This is a genomic window from Streptomyces sp. NPDC003943 (assembly GCF_053605265.1).
In genome coordinates this window covers 61,293-75,925 of sequence record NZ_JBSGIW010000008.1, presented here as the reverse complement: position 1 = coordinate 75,925, position 14,633 = coordinate 61,293, and the positions used below count along the sequence as shown (strand labels likewise).

At 72.1% G+C, this 14,633-nt stretch carries 12 protein-coding genes; 3 read left to right on the top strand and 9 right to left on the bottom strand.

What is annotated here, in order from left to right; genetic code table 11:
• Positions 1-112 precede the first annotated feature (112 nt).
• The 6 genes from ACWEV0_RS05520 to ACWEV0_RS05495 all read right to left on the bottom strand — a co-directional run bounded on the left by ACWEV0_RS05520 (position 113) and on the right by ACWEV0_RS05495 (position 7,622).
• Positions 113-1,168 (bottom strand): BMP family lipoprotein, encoded by a 1,056-nt coding sequence (locus tag ACWEV0_RS05520; RefSeq protein WP_453146709.1) that lies wholly within the window; start codon positions 1,166-1,168, stop codon positions 113-115.
• Positions 1,169-1,469: 301 nt separating this feature from the next.
• Complete coding sequence (locus tag ACWEV0_RS05515; RefSeq protein WP_453146707.1) at positions 1,470-2,702, bottom strand: amidohydrolase; 1,233 nt, start codon at positions 2,700-2,702, stop codon at positions 1,470-1,472.
• 116 nt (positions 2,703-2,818) lie between these two features.
• On the bottom strand, positions 2,819-3,850 hold the full coding sequence (locus ACWEV0_RS05510; RefSeq protein ID WP_453146800.1) for a hypothetical protein: 1,032 nt from the start codon (positions 3,848-3,850) through the stop codon (positions 2,819-2,821).
• 338 nt (positions 3,851-4,188) lie between these two features.
• Positions 4,189-5,082, bottom strand: coding sequence for an N-acetylneuraminate synthase family protein (locus tag ACWEV0_RS05505; RefSeq protein WP_453146705.1), 894 nt, complete (start codon positions 5,080-5,082; stop codon positions 4,189-4,191).
• 33 nt (positions 5,083-5,115) lie between these two features.
• Positions 5,116-6,309 (bottom strand): cytidylyltransferase domain-containing protein, encoded by a 1,194-nt coding sequence (locus tag ACWEV0_RS05500; RefSeq protein ID WP_453146703.1) that lies wholly within the window; start codon positions 6,307-6,309, stop codon positions 5,116-5,118.
• A complete protein-coding gene (locus ACWEV0_RS05495) occupies positions 6,309-7,622 on the bottom strand; it encodes a DUF6716 putative glycosyltransferase (RefSeq protein WP_453146702.1) in 1,314 nt (437 codons plus the stop codon). The genes ACWEV0_RS05500 and ACWEV0_RS05495 overlap by 1 nt, the downstream gene beginning before the upstream one ends.
• 199 nt (positions 7,623-7,821) lie before the next feature.
• Here ACWEV0_RS05495 and ACWEV0_RS05490 point away from each other — a divergent pair, with 199 nt between their 5' ends.
• Positions 7,822-8,817 (top strand): glycosyltransferase family 2 protein, encoded by a 996-nt coding sequence (locus tag ACWEV0_RS05490; protein WP_453146700.1) that lies wholly within the window; start codon positions 7,822-7,824, stop codon positions 8,815-8,817.
• Positions 8,814-10,157 (top strand): alpha-2,8-polysialyltransferase family protein, encoded by a 1,344-nt coding sequence (locus ACWEV0_RS05485; protein ID WP_453146698.1) that lies wholly within the window; start codon positions 8,814-8,816, stop codon positions 10,155-10,157. Before ACWEV0_RS05490 ends, ACWEV0_RS05485 begins: the two co-directional genes overlap by 4 nt.
• A gap of 168 nt (positions 10,158-10,325) precedes the next feature.
• On the opposite strand, the gene ACWEV0_RS05480 is transcribed toward ACWEV0_RS05485, so the two are convergent.
• The 3 genes from ACWEV0_RS05480 to ACWEV0_RS05470 all read right to left on the bottom strand — a co-directional run bounded on the left by ACWEV0_RS05480 (position 10,326) and on the right by ACWEV0_RS05470 (position 13,499).
• The gene (locus ACWEV0_RS05480; RefSeq protein WP_453146697.1) at positions 10,326-11,147 is read right to left on the bottom strand and encodes a MerR family transcriptional regulator; all 822 of its coding nucleotides are present in this window, start codon (positions 11,145-11,147) and stop codon (positions 10,326-10,328) included.
• A gap of 37 nt (positions 11,148-11,184) precedes the next feature.
• Positions 11,185-11,838 (bottom strand): leucine efflux protein LeuE, encoded by a 654-nt coding sequence (gene leuE / locus ACWEV0_RS05475; RefSeq protein WP_453146695.1) that lies wholly within the window; start codon positions 11,836-11,838, stop codon positions 11,185-11,187.
• A gap of 80 nt (positions 11,839-11,918) precedes the next feature.
• A complete protein-coding gene (locus ACWEV0_RS05470) occupies positions 11,919-13,499 on the bottom strand; it encodes an acyl-CoA mutase large subunit family protein (RefSeq protein ID WP_453146693.1) in 1,581 nt (526 codons plus the stop codon).
• A gap of 210 nt (positions 13,500-13,709) precedes the next feature.
• Between ACWEV0_RS05470 and ACWEV0_RS05465 the strand changes: the two genes are divergently transcribed.
• Positions 13,710-14,615, top strand: coding sequence for a L,D-transpeptidase family protein (locus ACWEV0_RS05465; protein ID WP_453146691.1), 906 nt, complete (start codon positions 13,710-13,712; stop codon positions 14,613-14,615).
• Positions 14,616-14,633 lie beyond the last annotated feature (18 nt).

Below are 14,633 nucleotides of genomic sequence, written 5' to 3'. Positions count from 1 at the left end.
GCGTAGCACTGCCGAAAATTGAAAACCCGTACGGGAAATGGGCTCGGGGCCCGGCTCGGGTGGACTGCCACCGTCGCCGGGCCCGCGGGCCTGGGTCGTGACCCGGGTGCCGTTACGGCGTGGTCTTGACCGTGATCTTGCCGTCGACGATCGCCTGCTTCGCCTTGTCCACGGCGGCGACCATGTCGGTCATGCTGGAGTACGCCGGGTTGGACGTGGCCAGGCCGACGCCGTCCGTCGCGAGGCCGTAGCGGACCTCACCGGTCTGCGGCTTGCCGTCCTTGACCGACTTGATCAGGTTGAAGACGGAGCCCTGGACGTTCTTGGTGACCGACGTCAGGATGTGGTCCTTGTACTGGGCCAGACCCTTCTGGTTGTACTGGTCCGAGTCGACGCCGATGGCCCACTTGCCGGCGGTGGCGGTGGCCTCGATCGAGCCGGAGCCGGCGAGACCGGCGGCGGCGTAGATCACGTCGGCGCCCTTGTCGAGCTGGCCCTGCGCGGCGGCCTTGCCGAGGTCCGGCTTCGAGAAGCCGTCGAAGTTCGGGGGCTGGGTCAGGTACTGGGTGAGCACCTTCGCCTTGGGGTTGGTGTCCTTGACGCCCTGGGTGAAGCCCGCCTCGAACTTCTTGATCAGCGGAACCTCGACACCGCCGATGAAGCCGACCGTGCCGGTCTTGGACGCCTTGGCGGCGGCGACGCCGGCCAGGTAGGAGCCCTGCTCCTCGTTGAAGACGAGGTTGGCGATGTTCGGGCCGGTCTGCGACGTGTCGTCGATCAGGCCGAAGGTGGTCTTCGGGAAGGACTTGGCGACCTTCGCGATGGCCGGGGCGTAGGAGAAGCCGACGCCGATGACCGGGTTGTTCCCGGCGCGGGCCAGGGCGGTCAGGCGCTGCACCTTGTCGGCGTCGCTCTCACCCTGCGACGGCTCGGCCTCGGCACCCTTGGCGCCGAGCTCCTTCTCCGCCTGCTGCAGACCCGCGTAGGCGGCGTCGTTGAAGGACTGGTCGCCACGGCCGCCGATGTCGTAGGCGATGGCGGCCTTGACCTGGCCGGAGGCCGAGGGGTTGCTGGAACCCGAGGTGGAGGACTTGCCGCACGCGGTGGCGGTGAGCGCAAGCGCCGCGGAGGCGATGCCCACGGTGGTGATCCTGGTGATCCGGCGCAAGAGGAGGTCCTTTCAAGACTGACCGAAAGCGCCTCTTCCGGCGCTGGTTTCGCGGCGATCGTAACGCGCGTAGATGTCAGTTAAAGACCCGTTCATGAGTCGTTATCGGATCGACGCGAACCGGCCAGGACGGACACCCCCGGCGTCCGCCCCGATACGGCCCGTCATACACGCTGGTACGGGCCCGCGGGCCGGGCACCGGAGGGACACGCCGGACGCTGGGCCGGACGGCTGAACGGCGCCCGGCCCCGTATTAAGTCGTACTTAAGTCCGGAATTCGACGTTTCCCTGCGCGCCCTCGTCAGGGCTTGGGAGCGGCGTCGATGAGGGCCGCTGCCGTGAAGAGCTCCACGGCGACCGCGATGGCCCTTTCGTCGACGTCGAAGTCGCCCGCGTGCAGGTCGCGGACCCGGGTGTCGCCGGGGGTGCGGACGCCGAGCCGGGCCATGGCGCCGGGGACGTGCTCCAGGTACCAGGAGAAGTCCTCGCCACCGAGGGACTGCTCGGTGTCCTCGACGGCGTACGGGCCGCGCCGGGCGCTCATCGCGTCGCGCAGCAGCTCGGTGACGACCGGGTCGTTGACGACCGGCGGGACACCGCGCACGTAGTCGACGGTCGACTTGGCCCGGTGCAGGGTCGCGATCTCGTCGATGGCCGCGTGCACCAGGTCCGGGGCGTCGCGCCAGGCCGGCAGGTCGAGGCAGCGGACGGTGCCGGAGAGCGCGGCGGCCTGCGGGATGACGTTGGGCGCGTGACCGGCCTCGATCCGGCCCCAGGTGACCGACATGCCGGAGCGGGCGTCGACCCGGCGGGCGAGCACGGCGGGCACGTCGACGGCGACGCGGGCGGCGGCGGTGACCAGGTCGGTGGTCAGGTGCGGGCGGGCGGTGTGACCGCCGGGGCCGTCGAGGGTGACCTCCAGGCGGTCGCAGGCGGAGGTGATCGGGCCGGCCCGCAGCCCGATCTTCCCGGCGTCGACGCGCGGGTCGCAGTGCACGGCGATGATCCGCCCGACGCCGTCCAGGACACCGTTCTCGATGGCGTCGGCGGCGCCGCCGGGCAGCACCTCCTCGGCGGGCTGGAAGATCAGCCGTACGGCCGCGGGGAGGCGGCCCTGGCGGTCGAGCTCGGCGAGCACGAGTCCGGCGCCCAGGGTGGCGGTGGTGTGGACGTCGTGGCCGCAGGCGTGCGCGCGGTTGGGCTCGGTGGAGCGGTACGGGACGGTCTTGACGTCCGGGATGGGCAGCGCGTCGAGGTCGCCGCGGATCGCCAGCATGGGCCGCCCGCGGTCCCAGGTCCCGATGTCGCAGACGAGCCCGGTGCCGGAGGGGAGCACTCTCGGGCGCAGCCCGGCCGCCTCCAGGCGGGCCTTGAGCACGGCGGTGGTGCGGAACTCCTGGTTGCCCAGCTCGGGGTGCATGTGCAAATCCCGGCGGAACGCGATCAGTTCGGCACGCAGGGATTCGGACAGCGTTCCGGGCAGGGCTGCGGGCGCCGCGTCGGGGCCGGGCTCACGGGACTTCAACTGGTTCACCTTTTGAAGGGTAAGCCCCTCCGTAGATCAACTGGCCCTTGATCACGAAAAGTTCAGCCCGTTAGGGGAAAGAAATCGCGTTCCGCGTGCATGGGGGTCACCCTGTGTGGGTAAGCTCAGCCGAATTCGAGCCGCTCGGTGAGGGTCGCGGTGCCGGCCACGCCGGCCAGGAAGCCCTGGGCGCGCGGAGAGGCGTTCTCCTTTATCCACTCGGGCGCGATCTCGCATACGGCGACCTTCACGCCGGTGCCCTGGAGCGCCAGTGGCAGCGTGTGCACGACCGTGGACGGAAAGCTGACGACGATGCGGCCGATGGGCCCGCGGCGGGCGATCAGCTCCAGCGGCAGATCGGGGCGGACCACCTCGAGGCCGGTCTCGACCGCGATGCGGTGCAGCTTGTCGGTGGCCTCGCGGCGGTGCGCGAAGTAGCGGGTGGCGCCGTGGGTGCGGGCGAGGACGGCCACGGCCCGCAGGTACTCGTCGACGTCGATCACGCCCGTCTCGACGAGGGAGGTGCCGACGAGGTCGGCGCCGCGGGTGATCCGGGGCGGGCCGAAGGCGGCCTTCGTCCACGCGAAGTCGTTGACGGTGACGGTGGTGCCGGGGGGCGGCTCGACCGGCAGCGAGGTGAAGATCTCCACGGTGCGGCGGCGGCCGGGCGCGAGCTTGCGGCGCGCCATCCTCGTCACCGGCGCGAGCACCAGCTCGCGCGGCCCGCGGCTCCCCCGCCGGTGCCAGCGCACCAGGCGCTCGCCGCGCGCGAGTTGGGCGGCGAACTCCATGGTGGCGGTGCCGTCGTCGACGACGGTGACGTGGCGGGGTCCGTACAGCCCGAGCAACAGCTGCACGTAGCGCGAGAACGGATCCCCCACGATCACCCGCTCCGCCGCCCGCAACGGCCCGGCGAGCTCCCGCAGCGTCCGTACCACCGCCCCCTTCCCCTGCCGGGCGTCCTGCCACTTCACCGTGACGCCCTCGTCCCGCGCGATCTGCGCCATCCGGCGCAGCTGGCCGCGGGACATGGGGTCGGTGGGCGAGAGGACGACGACGGTGAGCCGAAGACCGGCAAGGGAGGGACGAGCGGCAGGGCCGCCGGGGCCGCCTTCGGCGGCGGGGGCGGGGACGGGGACGGGCGCGTCGGCCTGCACAGGCAGGCGGACCGTGCCCGCGGCCTCCGGGCGGGCCGCCGAGGCGGCGTGGACGGTGCTGGGTTCGTCGCCTGCGGCGGGCGCGGCGGGGCTGCCCGCGCCTGCACGCGCCGCGGCGCCGGAGGCCCCGGCGGTCCCCGTGCCGGGCACATGGCCGATGCCCGGCGTGGGCGCCGCGCCGAGCGCGTTGGCGGTGCCCGCCGCTCCGTTCCGCCGGCGGTTCGGCTGGCGGGGGACGGAGTGGAGGCGGGGGCGGGGGTCCCGGAGGGCGGTGTTGTGGGCCCATTCCAGGACGTTCAGAAGCTGGACCGGGCTCTCGACGAACGCCAGCTGGCCGGTCATGCGGAGACGAGCCCCTGGACGCGGCGGAGCTTCTTCATCGGGCCGAGCTCCGACTCGTAGACCTTCTTCACGCCGTCGCCGAGCGCGGTCTCGATCGTGCGGATGTCGCGGACCAGGCGCTGCAGGCCCTGCGGCTCGACGGAGGCGGCCTGGTCGGAGCCCCACATCGCGCGGTCGAGGGTGATGTGGCGCTCGACGAATGCGGCACCGAGGGCGACCGCGGCGAGCGTGGTCTGGAGGCCGGTCTCGTGGCCGGAGTAGCCGATCGGCACGTTCGGGTACTCCTCCTGCAGCGTCTGGATGACGCGCAGGTTGAGCTCCTCGGCCTTGGCCGGGTAGGTGGAGGTGGCGTGGCAGAGCAGGATGTTGTCGCTGCCCAGGACCTCCACCGCGTGGCGGATCTGCTTCGGCGTGGACATGCCGGTGGAGAGGATCACCGTGCGGCCGGTGGCGCGCAGCTCGCGCAGCAGCTCGTCGTCGGTGAGCGAGGCGGAGGCCACCTTGTGCGCGGGGACGTCGAACTTCTCCAGGAAGGCGACGGCCTCGTTGTCCCACGGGGAGGCGAACCAGTCGATGCCGCGCTTCTTGCAGTGCTCGTCGATCGCGCGGTACTCGTCCTCGCCGAACTCGACGCGGTGGCGGTAGTCGATGTACGTCATCCGGCCCCAGGGCGTGTCGCGCTCGATGTCCCACTGGTCGCGCGGGGTGCAGATCTCGGGAGTGCGCTTCTGGAACTTGACGGCGTCACAGCCCGCCTCGGCGGCCGCGTCGATGAGCGCGAAGGCGTTGTTCAGGTCGCCGTTGTGGTTGATGCCGATCTCACCGGTGATGTAGACGGGCATGCCCGGGCCGGCGGTCTTGCTGCCGAGGGTGCGAAGACGGTTGCTCATGATGGTGGTTCCTTATGCGTCGGGGTGTGGGGCTCAGGGGGTGCGGGGCTCGGGGATGGTGAGCTCGGGTCCGAGGAGCCAGGCGGCGATCTCGCGGATCGCTCCGGAGCCGCCGGGGGTGTCCGTGACCGCGCGGGCCGCGGCCCGTACGGAGTCGTGGGCGCTGCCCACCGCGACGGGCCAGCCGACGAGGTGGAAGCAGGGCAGGTCGTTGACGTCGTTGCCGGCGTAGAGCACGCGCTGCGGGTCCACGCCCTGCTCGTCGCACCACTGCTTGAGCGCGAGGTCCTTGCGGTCCACGCCGTGCAGCACCGGGATCCGGAGCTTGCGGGCGCGGGCCGCGACGACCGGGTTCTGCTCGGTCGACAGGATCAGCAGCGGGACGCCGGCCTTGCGCAGGGCGGCGATGCCGAGGCCGTCGCCGCGGTGCACGGAGACGAACTCCCGCCCGTCGGCGTCGATGTGCACGCGGTCGTCGGTCTGGGTGCCGTCGAAGTCGAGGACGACCGCGTCGACGTCCGCGACCGTCGGCGTGACGGGCGTGTCGAGCAGCGGGGCGAGCGCCCGGGCCCGGGCCAGGTCGTGCGGGTCGTCGATCTCCAGGGCCCGCGCCGGGTCGGTGACGACGAGTTCGGTGCGGCCGAAGAAGCGGTGCCGGTGGGTACGGAAGCCGTCGGCTGCCATCGCGTAGACGGCGCCGGTCTCCAGGTACTCCGGCTCCCGGTCCTGGCGGCGCGGCCGGTGCGCCTTGTCGTGGTTGACCCCGGTGGCCCCGCCCTCGGCCTCGCGCCAGAGGAAGCCGTGGCTGGGGGCGGCCGTGAACGCGGTGTCGGCGGCGCCCTCGGTGATCCGGCGGACGGTCTCGTCGACCTCGGCGGCGCCGAGGAACGGGCTGGTGCACTGGACGAGCAGCACGACGTCGGCGGCGCGGCCGTGGGTCGCCTCGAAGGCGTCCATGGCGTGCAGCACGGCCGACTCGCTGCTGGCGGTGTCGCCGGACAGCTCGGCAGGTCGGCGGACCGCCTCCGCGCCGAACGCGCGGGCCGCGTCCGCGATGCCGGAGTCGTCGGTGGAGACGACGACGTCGGTGACGGCGGCGGCCCCGAGGCACGCCCGGACGGCGCGGCCGACCAGCGGGATCCCGGCGACCGGGGAGAGGTTCTTGCCGGGGACGCCCTTGGAGCCGCCCCGCGCGGGGATGACGGCGAGCACGGTCGGAACGGGCATCACAGTTCTCCCAGGCGTCGGATGACAGGGGCCACGCGCTGCACGCCGTGGCGGTAGGCGCCGCGCGCCACCTCGCGGACGATCCGGCGTACGCCGCTCTCGCGGGGCTCGGGGGCGGTCACGTCGAGGCGGTGGCGGGCGAGGATGCCGGGCAGATAGCCGCCGGCGGTCGCGTCCGTGTAGTACGGGGCGATCGGCGGCAGCGCCGGTCCGTCGAGCAGTTCGGCGACGCGCGCCCGGGCCGCGTCGAAGGCCCTCTCGTACGCGCCGTCCGCACCCACGCCCTGCCGGGCCAGCCACTGCTCGTCGGGCTCGGGCGCGGCGCCCTTGTCGAGCGCGTCGAACGAGGTGAGCAGGCCGGAGCCGATGAAGTGGTGGTTGCCGAGCACCTCGCGCACGCCGAGGTCGGTGAGGACCGCGGTCGGGATCCGCCGGTGCAGCGCTTCGAGGGCGGCCGTGGAGGACACGGTGACCAGCAGGTCGGTGCGGTCCAGGACCTCGCCCATGTGCCCGTACACGAGGCGGAAGTTGGGCGGCACCGAGAGGTCGCGCACCAGTCGCTGGTACGGGAACTCCTCCAGGTGCGTGGTGTGTTCGCCGGGCTTGGAGCGCAGCTTGAGCAGCACCTCGCGGTCCGGGCGCAGCCGGGCGTGCTCTACCAGCCGGCGCAGCACGTAGGCGCGTTCGGCCTTCGTGACGGGCACGGAGGGCTGCGCGGCGAAGACCAGGGTGTCGCGGCCGGGCTCCGGCCTGTGCGGGGCGCCGCCGAGGAAGGGCAGGGCCGCCTCGACGACCGCGTGCGGGTCGGCGCCGACGCCCTCGTACACGGCACGGAAACGCTCCGCGTCGTGGCGGGAGTTGGCGAGCACGACATCGGCGCCGTGGCGCAGCAGCAGGCCGTCGGCGAGCTTCTCGTAGACCACGCCCACATAGCCGGTGACGATCACCGGGCGGCGCTCCAGGCCGAGTTCGGCGAGGCCCTGGAGGACGGCGCGGACGGTGCCGCCGACGAGGGCGAGCACGATCACGTCGTATCCCTCGCCGCGTACGCCCGCGTCCCGTACCTCACGCAGGAACTCCGCGCCCGTCACCTCGCGCGGGGCGGTGTCGGACACCCCGGTCTCGGCGAGCTGACGGGTGGTGGGGGTGGCGCGGCCGCGCAGGACGAAACCGGTGAGGGCCGCGGATTCGGGAGAGATCCCGGGAGAGACCTCGGGAGAGATTCTGCGTGCGGTGAGCACGCCCCATTTCCACCGGGTGTCGGAGTCGGCGAGAACGGCGACGCGCACCGCTCGTTCGGTACGTGATGGCACGTCGAGGACGCTAGGAGGACTCGGGGATTCGCGGCCCAACTGGGCCACAACAAATGGTTAACAGCGCCAAGACGCCTCACTGGAAACGGACAGAAAGGGGCCCGGGACCGGGCCGGTTAAGGGGTCCGCCGCTTCGTGTTCACCGGGTGTCCCCTTGTCGGTCAGGACGAATGCCGGGGCGGCGCCTAGCGTCCGTTGCGTGGTCAAGCTCTCCGTCGTCGTGCCGTTCTACAACGTGCAGACATACGCCCCCGACGCCCTCAGAAGCCTGCGCGCGAACGCCCGCGAGGACTTCGAGTTCCTTCTCGTCGACGACTGTTCGACGGACGGGACCGCGGAGATCCTGGCGCGCGCCGAGCGCGAGATCCCGGGGGCCCGGCTGATCCGGCACCAGCGCAACGAGGGCCTCGCCACCGCCCGCAACACCGGCCTCGACGCGGCCCGGGGCTCCTACCTGGCCTTTCTCGACGGCGACGACTGGCTGTCCCCCGGCTTCTACGCGCGGCTCGTCGCCACCATGGACGAGCTGGACTGCGACTTCCTGCGCGCCGACCACGTCCGGGTGACCGGCCGGACCCGGTCCGTGCGGCAGGTGCCGGTCGGGCGCCGCGGCGAGGTCCTGCGGCCGCGCGACGCGATCCTGCCGGCCGACCGCACCACCTCCGTGGACTACCCGTACGCCTGGGCCGGGCTCTACCACCGGCGGCTGCTCGACCGCGGACTGCTGCACTTCACGCACGGCCTGCGCACGGCCGAGGACCGGCCGTGGATCTGGCGGCTGCACCGCGAGGCGGAATCCTTCGCCGTCACCGGCGAACTCGGCATCTTCTACCGCCGCGGAGTGGCCACCTCGCTCACCCAGATCGGCGATGTCCGACAGCTCGATTTCATTCGCGCTTTCGACCAGGTGATCGAGGAAACGCGGCGGGATCCGGAAGCGGACCGGCTGCTCCCGAAGGCCGTTCGCACGTATTGCGCGGTGATTTCCCACCACCTCAACACCATGGCGAAATTCGAACCCGAAGTGGGCCGGAAATTGCGGGCGATGAGCGCGGGCGCACTGCGCAGGATGCCGCAGGACGTCCTCGCCGAGGCCCTGACGGCGATGGGCGAGGACCGGGCGGGTCCGCTGCGCCGGCTCAAGCGCCGCCGCCCCGCCCCCGCACCGGCCCCCCTGGAGACGAACGCCGCATGAGCACCACCCCCGTGCGCAGCACCGCCAAGACCACCCAGATCTTCTACGCCTCCACCCTCTACGGCGCCGCCACCCTGGCCGCCGCCCTCGACAGCGGCTGCTTCGGCCCGGCCGACCGGCGGGTGCTCCTGGTCTCCACCAACGCGGCCGTGCCCGAGACCACCACCCCGCTCGACCGGATGCCCGGCTTCGAGCGGCTGCGCGGCCGGTTCGACGAGGTCCTGGACTGGAACGCGACGATCGAACCGCTCCACCCGGGCGGCTGGCGGCCCCGCCAGGACGACCTGCCGATGCTCCAGCGGCATCTGCGGCTGCTGTGGGGGCTCGGCACCGACCGGATCGAGCTCGCCGTCGAGTCCCTCCAGGTCGCGCCCGCGCTCACGATCGCCCGGCTCTTCCCGGACGCGTCCATCAGCGTCTACGCGGACGGCCTGATGAGCTACGGCCCGACCCGCAACAAGATCGACCCGCTGGTCGGCGAGCGGGTGCGGCAGCTGCTCCACCTGGACCTGGTGCCCGGGCTCGCGCCGCTGCTGCTCGCCGAGTTCGGGGCGGTCGCCGAGACCGTACCGACGGAGGCGTTCACCAAGGTGGTGGACGAGCTGGCGGGTCCCGCGGCCACCGAGACCTCCTCCTCGGACCCGGCCCCGGCGCTGCTGCTCGGGCAGTACCTGGCCGCGCTCTCCCTGCTCACCGCCGAGGAGGAAGGCGAACTGCACCTGCGCATGGTGCGCGGCGCGGTCGCCCGCGGCCACCGCCGACTCGTCTTCAAGCCCCACCCGACGGCACCCGACGCCTGGTCCCGGGCGCTGGTCCGGGAGGCCGAGTCGCTCGGCGCCGAACTGACCGTCGAGGACCGCCCGGTGCTCGCCGAGGTGCTCTACCGCGAGCTGCGGCCCGCGCTCGTGGTCGGCTGCTTCTCGACAGCGCTGTTCACCGCGAGCGCCTTCTACGGGATCGAGACCGCGAAGGTCGGCACCCGGCCGCTGCTCGCCCGGCTCACGCCGTACCAGAACAGCAACCGGGTGCCGGTGGCCCTCGTCGACGCCCTCGTTCCCGACCTGGAGGAGCCGGGCGGCCGGCCGCCCCTCGCCGGGGCCGGGCTCCAGGACCTGGTGGCCGCGGTCGGCTTCGTGATGCAGCCGAGGATCCGGCCCGACCTGCGGGACGCGGCCGTACGACACCTGTCGGGACCGCTCGCCGCCGACACCCGGCACCACTTCACCCGCCGTCGCCTCACCTCGCTGGGCCTTCCCGGCGGCCTCCCGGTCCCCCGCCACCCCGGCCTGCGCCGCCTCGCCCGCCGCGCGCTGAAGCTGAAGCGCCGGGCACTGGGCTGACGGGCCGGGACGCTCGCGCGCGGGACGCCAGGTGCGGACGCGACCGCCCTGGACCCAGGTGCAGGGCGGTCGCGTGCGGGGGCCTCAGGCGTGGGACGGTCGCGCCCCTGGGCCCGGGTGCGGGACGGTCGCGCGGGAGCCTCCGGCACGGCCCCCGCACCCGGCGTCTCAGGCGCGGGTGACCGGCTCCTGGAGTTCGGTCACCCAGCGGGACTCGTCCGCCGGGCACTCCAGGTACAGCTCGCGGGCATAGCCGGCCGAGGCGTAGCCGTTGGTGTCGATCCAGCTCGCCAGGGTCTGCGCGGTCGGCAGGATCCCGTCCATCGAACCGCGGTGGACGACCGTGGCCGCCTCCTCGATCCCGGGCAGGACGAGCACCTCCACACCCTCCACGACCGTGCCCTCGGGCACGGTCGTCGCGGCGTGCACGACGACCGAGCCGTCACCGCGCCCGGCGTCCTCGTAGTACGCGATGGCGGGCCCGAAGCCCTTGACCCCGGCGGCCTCCAGGCGGCCGCACAGCTCCTCGTACAGCGGCCCGATCGCCGGGCCGATGTGCTCCGGGCCGAAGCTCGCGGCTATCCCGCTCAGCTCGGCGACCCGGACGGCGGGGACCTTCTTGACGACGACGTCCTGCGTGGACATGCGTCCCTCGCTCTCGATGGCTCGGAGCCGCTCCCCGACCCGGGCGAGCCGGGCCGCCGCCTCCGCGACGGCCGTCTCCAGCTCGGCCTGCCGCAGCCGCAGCATCCCGCGCAGCTCCTCCGGCCCCACCTGCTCGTCGAGGATCGACTGCACCTGTTCCAGGGTGAAGCCGAGCTCCTTGAGCGCGATGACACGGTTGAGCCGGGCGAGCTGCGCCGCCTCGTAGAAGCGGTAGCCGGTGTGCGGGTCGACGTGGGCCGGGCGCAGCAGTCCGATGCCGTCGTAGTGACGCAGCATGCGGACCGACACCCGCCCGTGCCGGGCGAAGTCTCCGATGGTGAACATGACGCCCCCTACGGAACGGCCTCACACGGTGTCAGGGTCAAGCGCTGGCGAGCGAGAGCTTCGCGGCGAAGCCGAGGAAGAGGGCGCCGGCCGCCGTCGTCGCGCCCGCGGAGAGGCGCTTGCGGCGGCGGAAGGCGGCGGCGAGGCGGGTGCCGCCGAATATGAGGGTGGTGAGGTAGAGGAAGCTGCCGAGCTGCAGCAGGGTGCCGAGGACCAGGAAGGACAGCGCCGGGTAGGCGTACGACGGGTCCACGAACTGCACGAAGAAGGAGATCAGGAAGAGGATCGCCTTGGGGTTGAAGAGGCTGATGATCAGCGCCCGGCGGTACGGGTGCTCCACGGCGCCGGTCTCCTGCGGGGCGGGCTCGTCGGTCACCGTCTCGTGCCGGGCGCGCCACATCTCGCGGGCGGCGCGCAGCATCCCGTACGCCATCCAGGCCAGGTAACCGGCGCCCGCGTACTTCACGATCATGAAGAGCAGCGGCGTGGTCTGGAGCAGCGAGGCCGCGCCGAGGGCGGCGAGGGTCATCAGGATGGTGTCGCCGGTGAACACGCCGGCCGCGGCCTTGTATCCGGTCCGGGTGCCCTTGCGGGCGGCGACGGACAGCACGTACAGCGAGTTCGGCCCCGGGAGCAGGATGATGAGGACGAGGCCCGCGAGATAGGTCGGCAGATCGGTGACACCCAGCATGAAGCGGAGTGTCGCACACCGGTACGACACTCCGCTTTAAATTTCAACAGGCGGAACGGGTCGGAAAGGGCCGGAAAGGGTCAGAACGCGTCGGTCGGGACGTACGTGCCCCATACCTCGCGCAGCGCGTTGCACACCTCGCCCACCGTCGCCCGCGCCTTGAGCGCCGCCTTCATCGGGTAGAGGACGTTGTCCGTCCCCTCCGCCGCCTTCTTCAGCTCCGCGAGCGCCGCGTCCACCGCCGCCTGGTCGCGCTCGGCGCGCAGCCGGGCGAGGCGCTCGGCCTGCTGGGCCTCGATCGCCGGGTCGACGCGCAGCGGCTCGTAGGGCTCCTCGACGTCGACGGTGTAGCGGTTGACGCCGACGACGACCCGCTCGCCGGAGTCGGTCTCCTGCGCGATGCGGTACGCGGAGCGCTCGATCTCGCTCTTCTGGAAGCCGCGCTCGATGGCGTGCACCGCGCCGCCGAGCTCCTCGACCTTCGCCATCAGGGCGACCGCCGCGGCCTCGACGTCGTCGGTCATCTTCTCGACGACGTAGCTGCCGGCGAACGGGTCGACGGTGGCGGTGACGTCGGTCTCGTAGGCGAGGACCTGCTGGGTGCGCAGCGCGAGCCGGGCCGACTTGTCGGTCGGCAGCGCGATGGCCTCGTCGAAGGAGTTGGTGTGCAGCGACTGGGTGCCGCCGAGGACGGCCGCGAGGCCCTGGACGGCGACGCGGACCAGGTTGACCTCGGGCTGCTGCGCGGTGAGCTGCACGCCCGCGGTCTGGGTGTGGAAGCGGAGCATCAGCGACTTGGGGTTCTTGGCGCCGAACTCCTCCTTCATGACCCGCGCCCAGATCCGGCGGGCCGCGCGGAACTTGGCGACCTCCTCCAGGATGGTCGTGCGCGCCACGAAGAAGAAGGAGAGCCGGGGCGCGAAGTCGTCCACGTCCATGCCGGCGGCGACCGCGGTGCGGACGTACTCGATGCCGTCGGCGAGCGTGAAGGCGATCTCCTGCGCGGGCGAGGCGCCGGCCTCGGCCATGTGGTAGCCGGAGATCGAGATGGTGTTCCACTTCGGGATCTCGGCCTTGCAGTACTTGAAGATGTCCGCGATCAGCCGCAGCGAGGGCTGCGGCGGGAAGATGTACGTGCCGCGGGCGATGTACTCCTTGAGCACGTCGTTCTGGATCGTGCCGGTCAGCTTGTCGGCCGGCACGCCCTGCTCCTCGCCGACGAGCTGGTAGAGCAGCAGCAGGAGCGAGGCGGGGGCGTTGATGGTCATCGACGTGGAGACCTTGTCCAGCGGGATGCCGTCGAACAGCACCCGCATGTCCTCGATCGAGTCGATGGCGACGCCGACCTTGCCGACCTCGCCGTGCGCGATGGGCGCGTCGGAGTCGTGGCCCATCTGGGTCGGCAGGTCGAAGGCGACGGACAGGCCCATGGTGCCGTTGTCGATGAGCTGCTTGTAGCGGGCGTTGGACTCGACGGCGGTGCCGAAGCCGGCGTACTGGCGCATGGTCCACGGCCGGCCGGTGTACATCGACGGGTACACACCGCGGGTGAACGGGTACGCGCCGGGCTCGCCCAGCTTCTCGGCCGGATCCCAGCCCTCCAGGGCGTCCGGCCCGTAGACCGGTTCGATGGGCAGTCCCGACTCCGACTCGCGCGCCATGTGCTGTGCCTCCGCTGCTTCCCGCTACCGCTACCGCTACCCAGTGGTACCGATCCTCGCGACGGACTGTAGCCCCGCCCGTACGACAGGGAGGAGGGCGGCCCGCTGGGACCTTCCTCACAGCATGCCTGTCTCGATTCGGTCACGTGCGCAACCGCGCGCGACCGGGAATCCATCCCTTGTGTACACACGTCGTCCCGGGGGGCACTGATGAAGCGTTCGTCGTCCGTCATAAACAGAGGGATCCTGGCCGGCACGGCCGTCGCCGTGGTGGTGGCACTGGCCGCCGGCTGCACGCCCGACGATTCCGGTCCGGGTACGGATCCGGGCAAGGGCACGGGCACGGGCACGGCCAGTCAGGCGCCCGCCACCTCCGCACCGTCCGCCACGCCGCCCAGCCCGTCGGCGAGCGCGAGCGCGACGTCCGACGACAAGCCGTCGTCGCCCACGCCGTCGGCCACCGCGACCACCGGCAAGCCGAAGCCCAAGTACCTGATGACCGACGGCGACGAGAGCGCGCAGGTGCGCGAGCTCCAGGCGCGACTGCGGCAGCTCGACTTCTTCGACCGGGCGCCCACCGGCTTCTACGGGAAGCTGACGACGGCCGCGGTGAAGAAGTTCCAGGCGCGGCGGGGGCTGCCGGAGACCGGCTCGGTCGACGAGACGACCTGGCAGACGCTGCTCTCCGTCACGCGGAAGCCGACCGCGGAGGAGCTGAAGCCGTCGACCACCAACAAGCTGGACACGCCCGATCCGCGCTGCATGACCGGCCGGGTGATGTGCATCAGCAAGGAGACCAGGACGCTGGCCTGGATGATCGACGGCAAGGTCGTGTCGTCGATGGACGTGCGCTTCGGCTCGGAGAACACGCCGACCCGTGAGGGCCTGTTCAAGGTGGAGTGGAAGGCGCGCGAGTGGACCTCGACGATCTACCACACGCCGATGCCGTACGCGATGTTCTTCAGCCGCGGCCAGGCGGTGCACTACTCGGCGGACTTCGCGGCCCGCGGCTACGCGGGGGCCTCGCACGGCTGCGTCAACGTCCGGGACAAGGCGAAGCTGTCGGTGCTGTTCGACCAGGTGAAGGTCGGGGACAAGGTCGTCGTCTACTGGTGAACCGGCGCGGAACCGGTG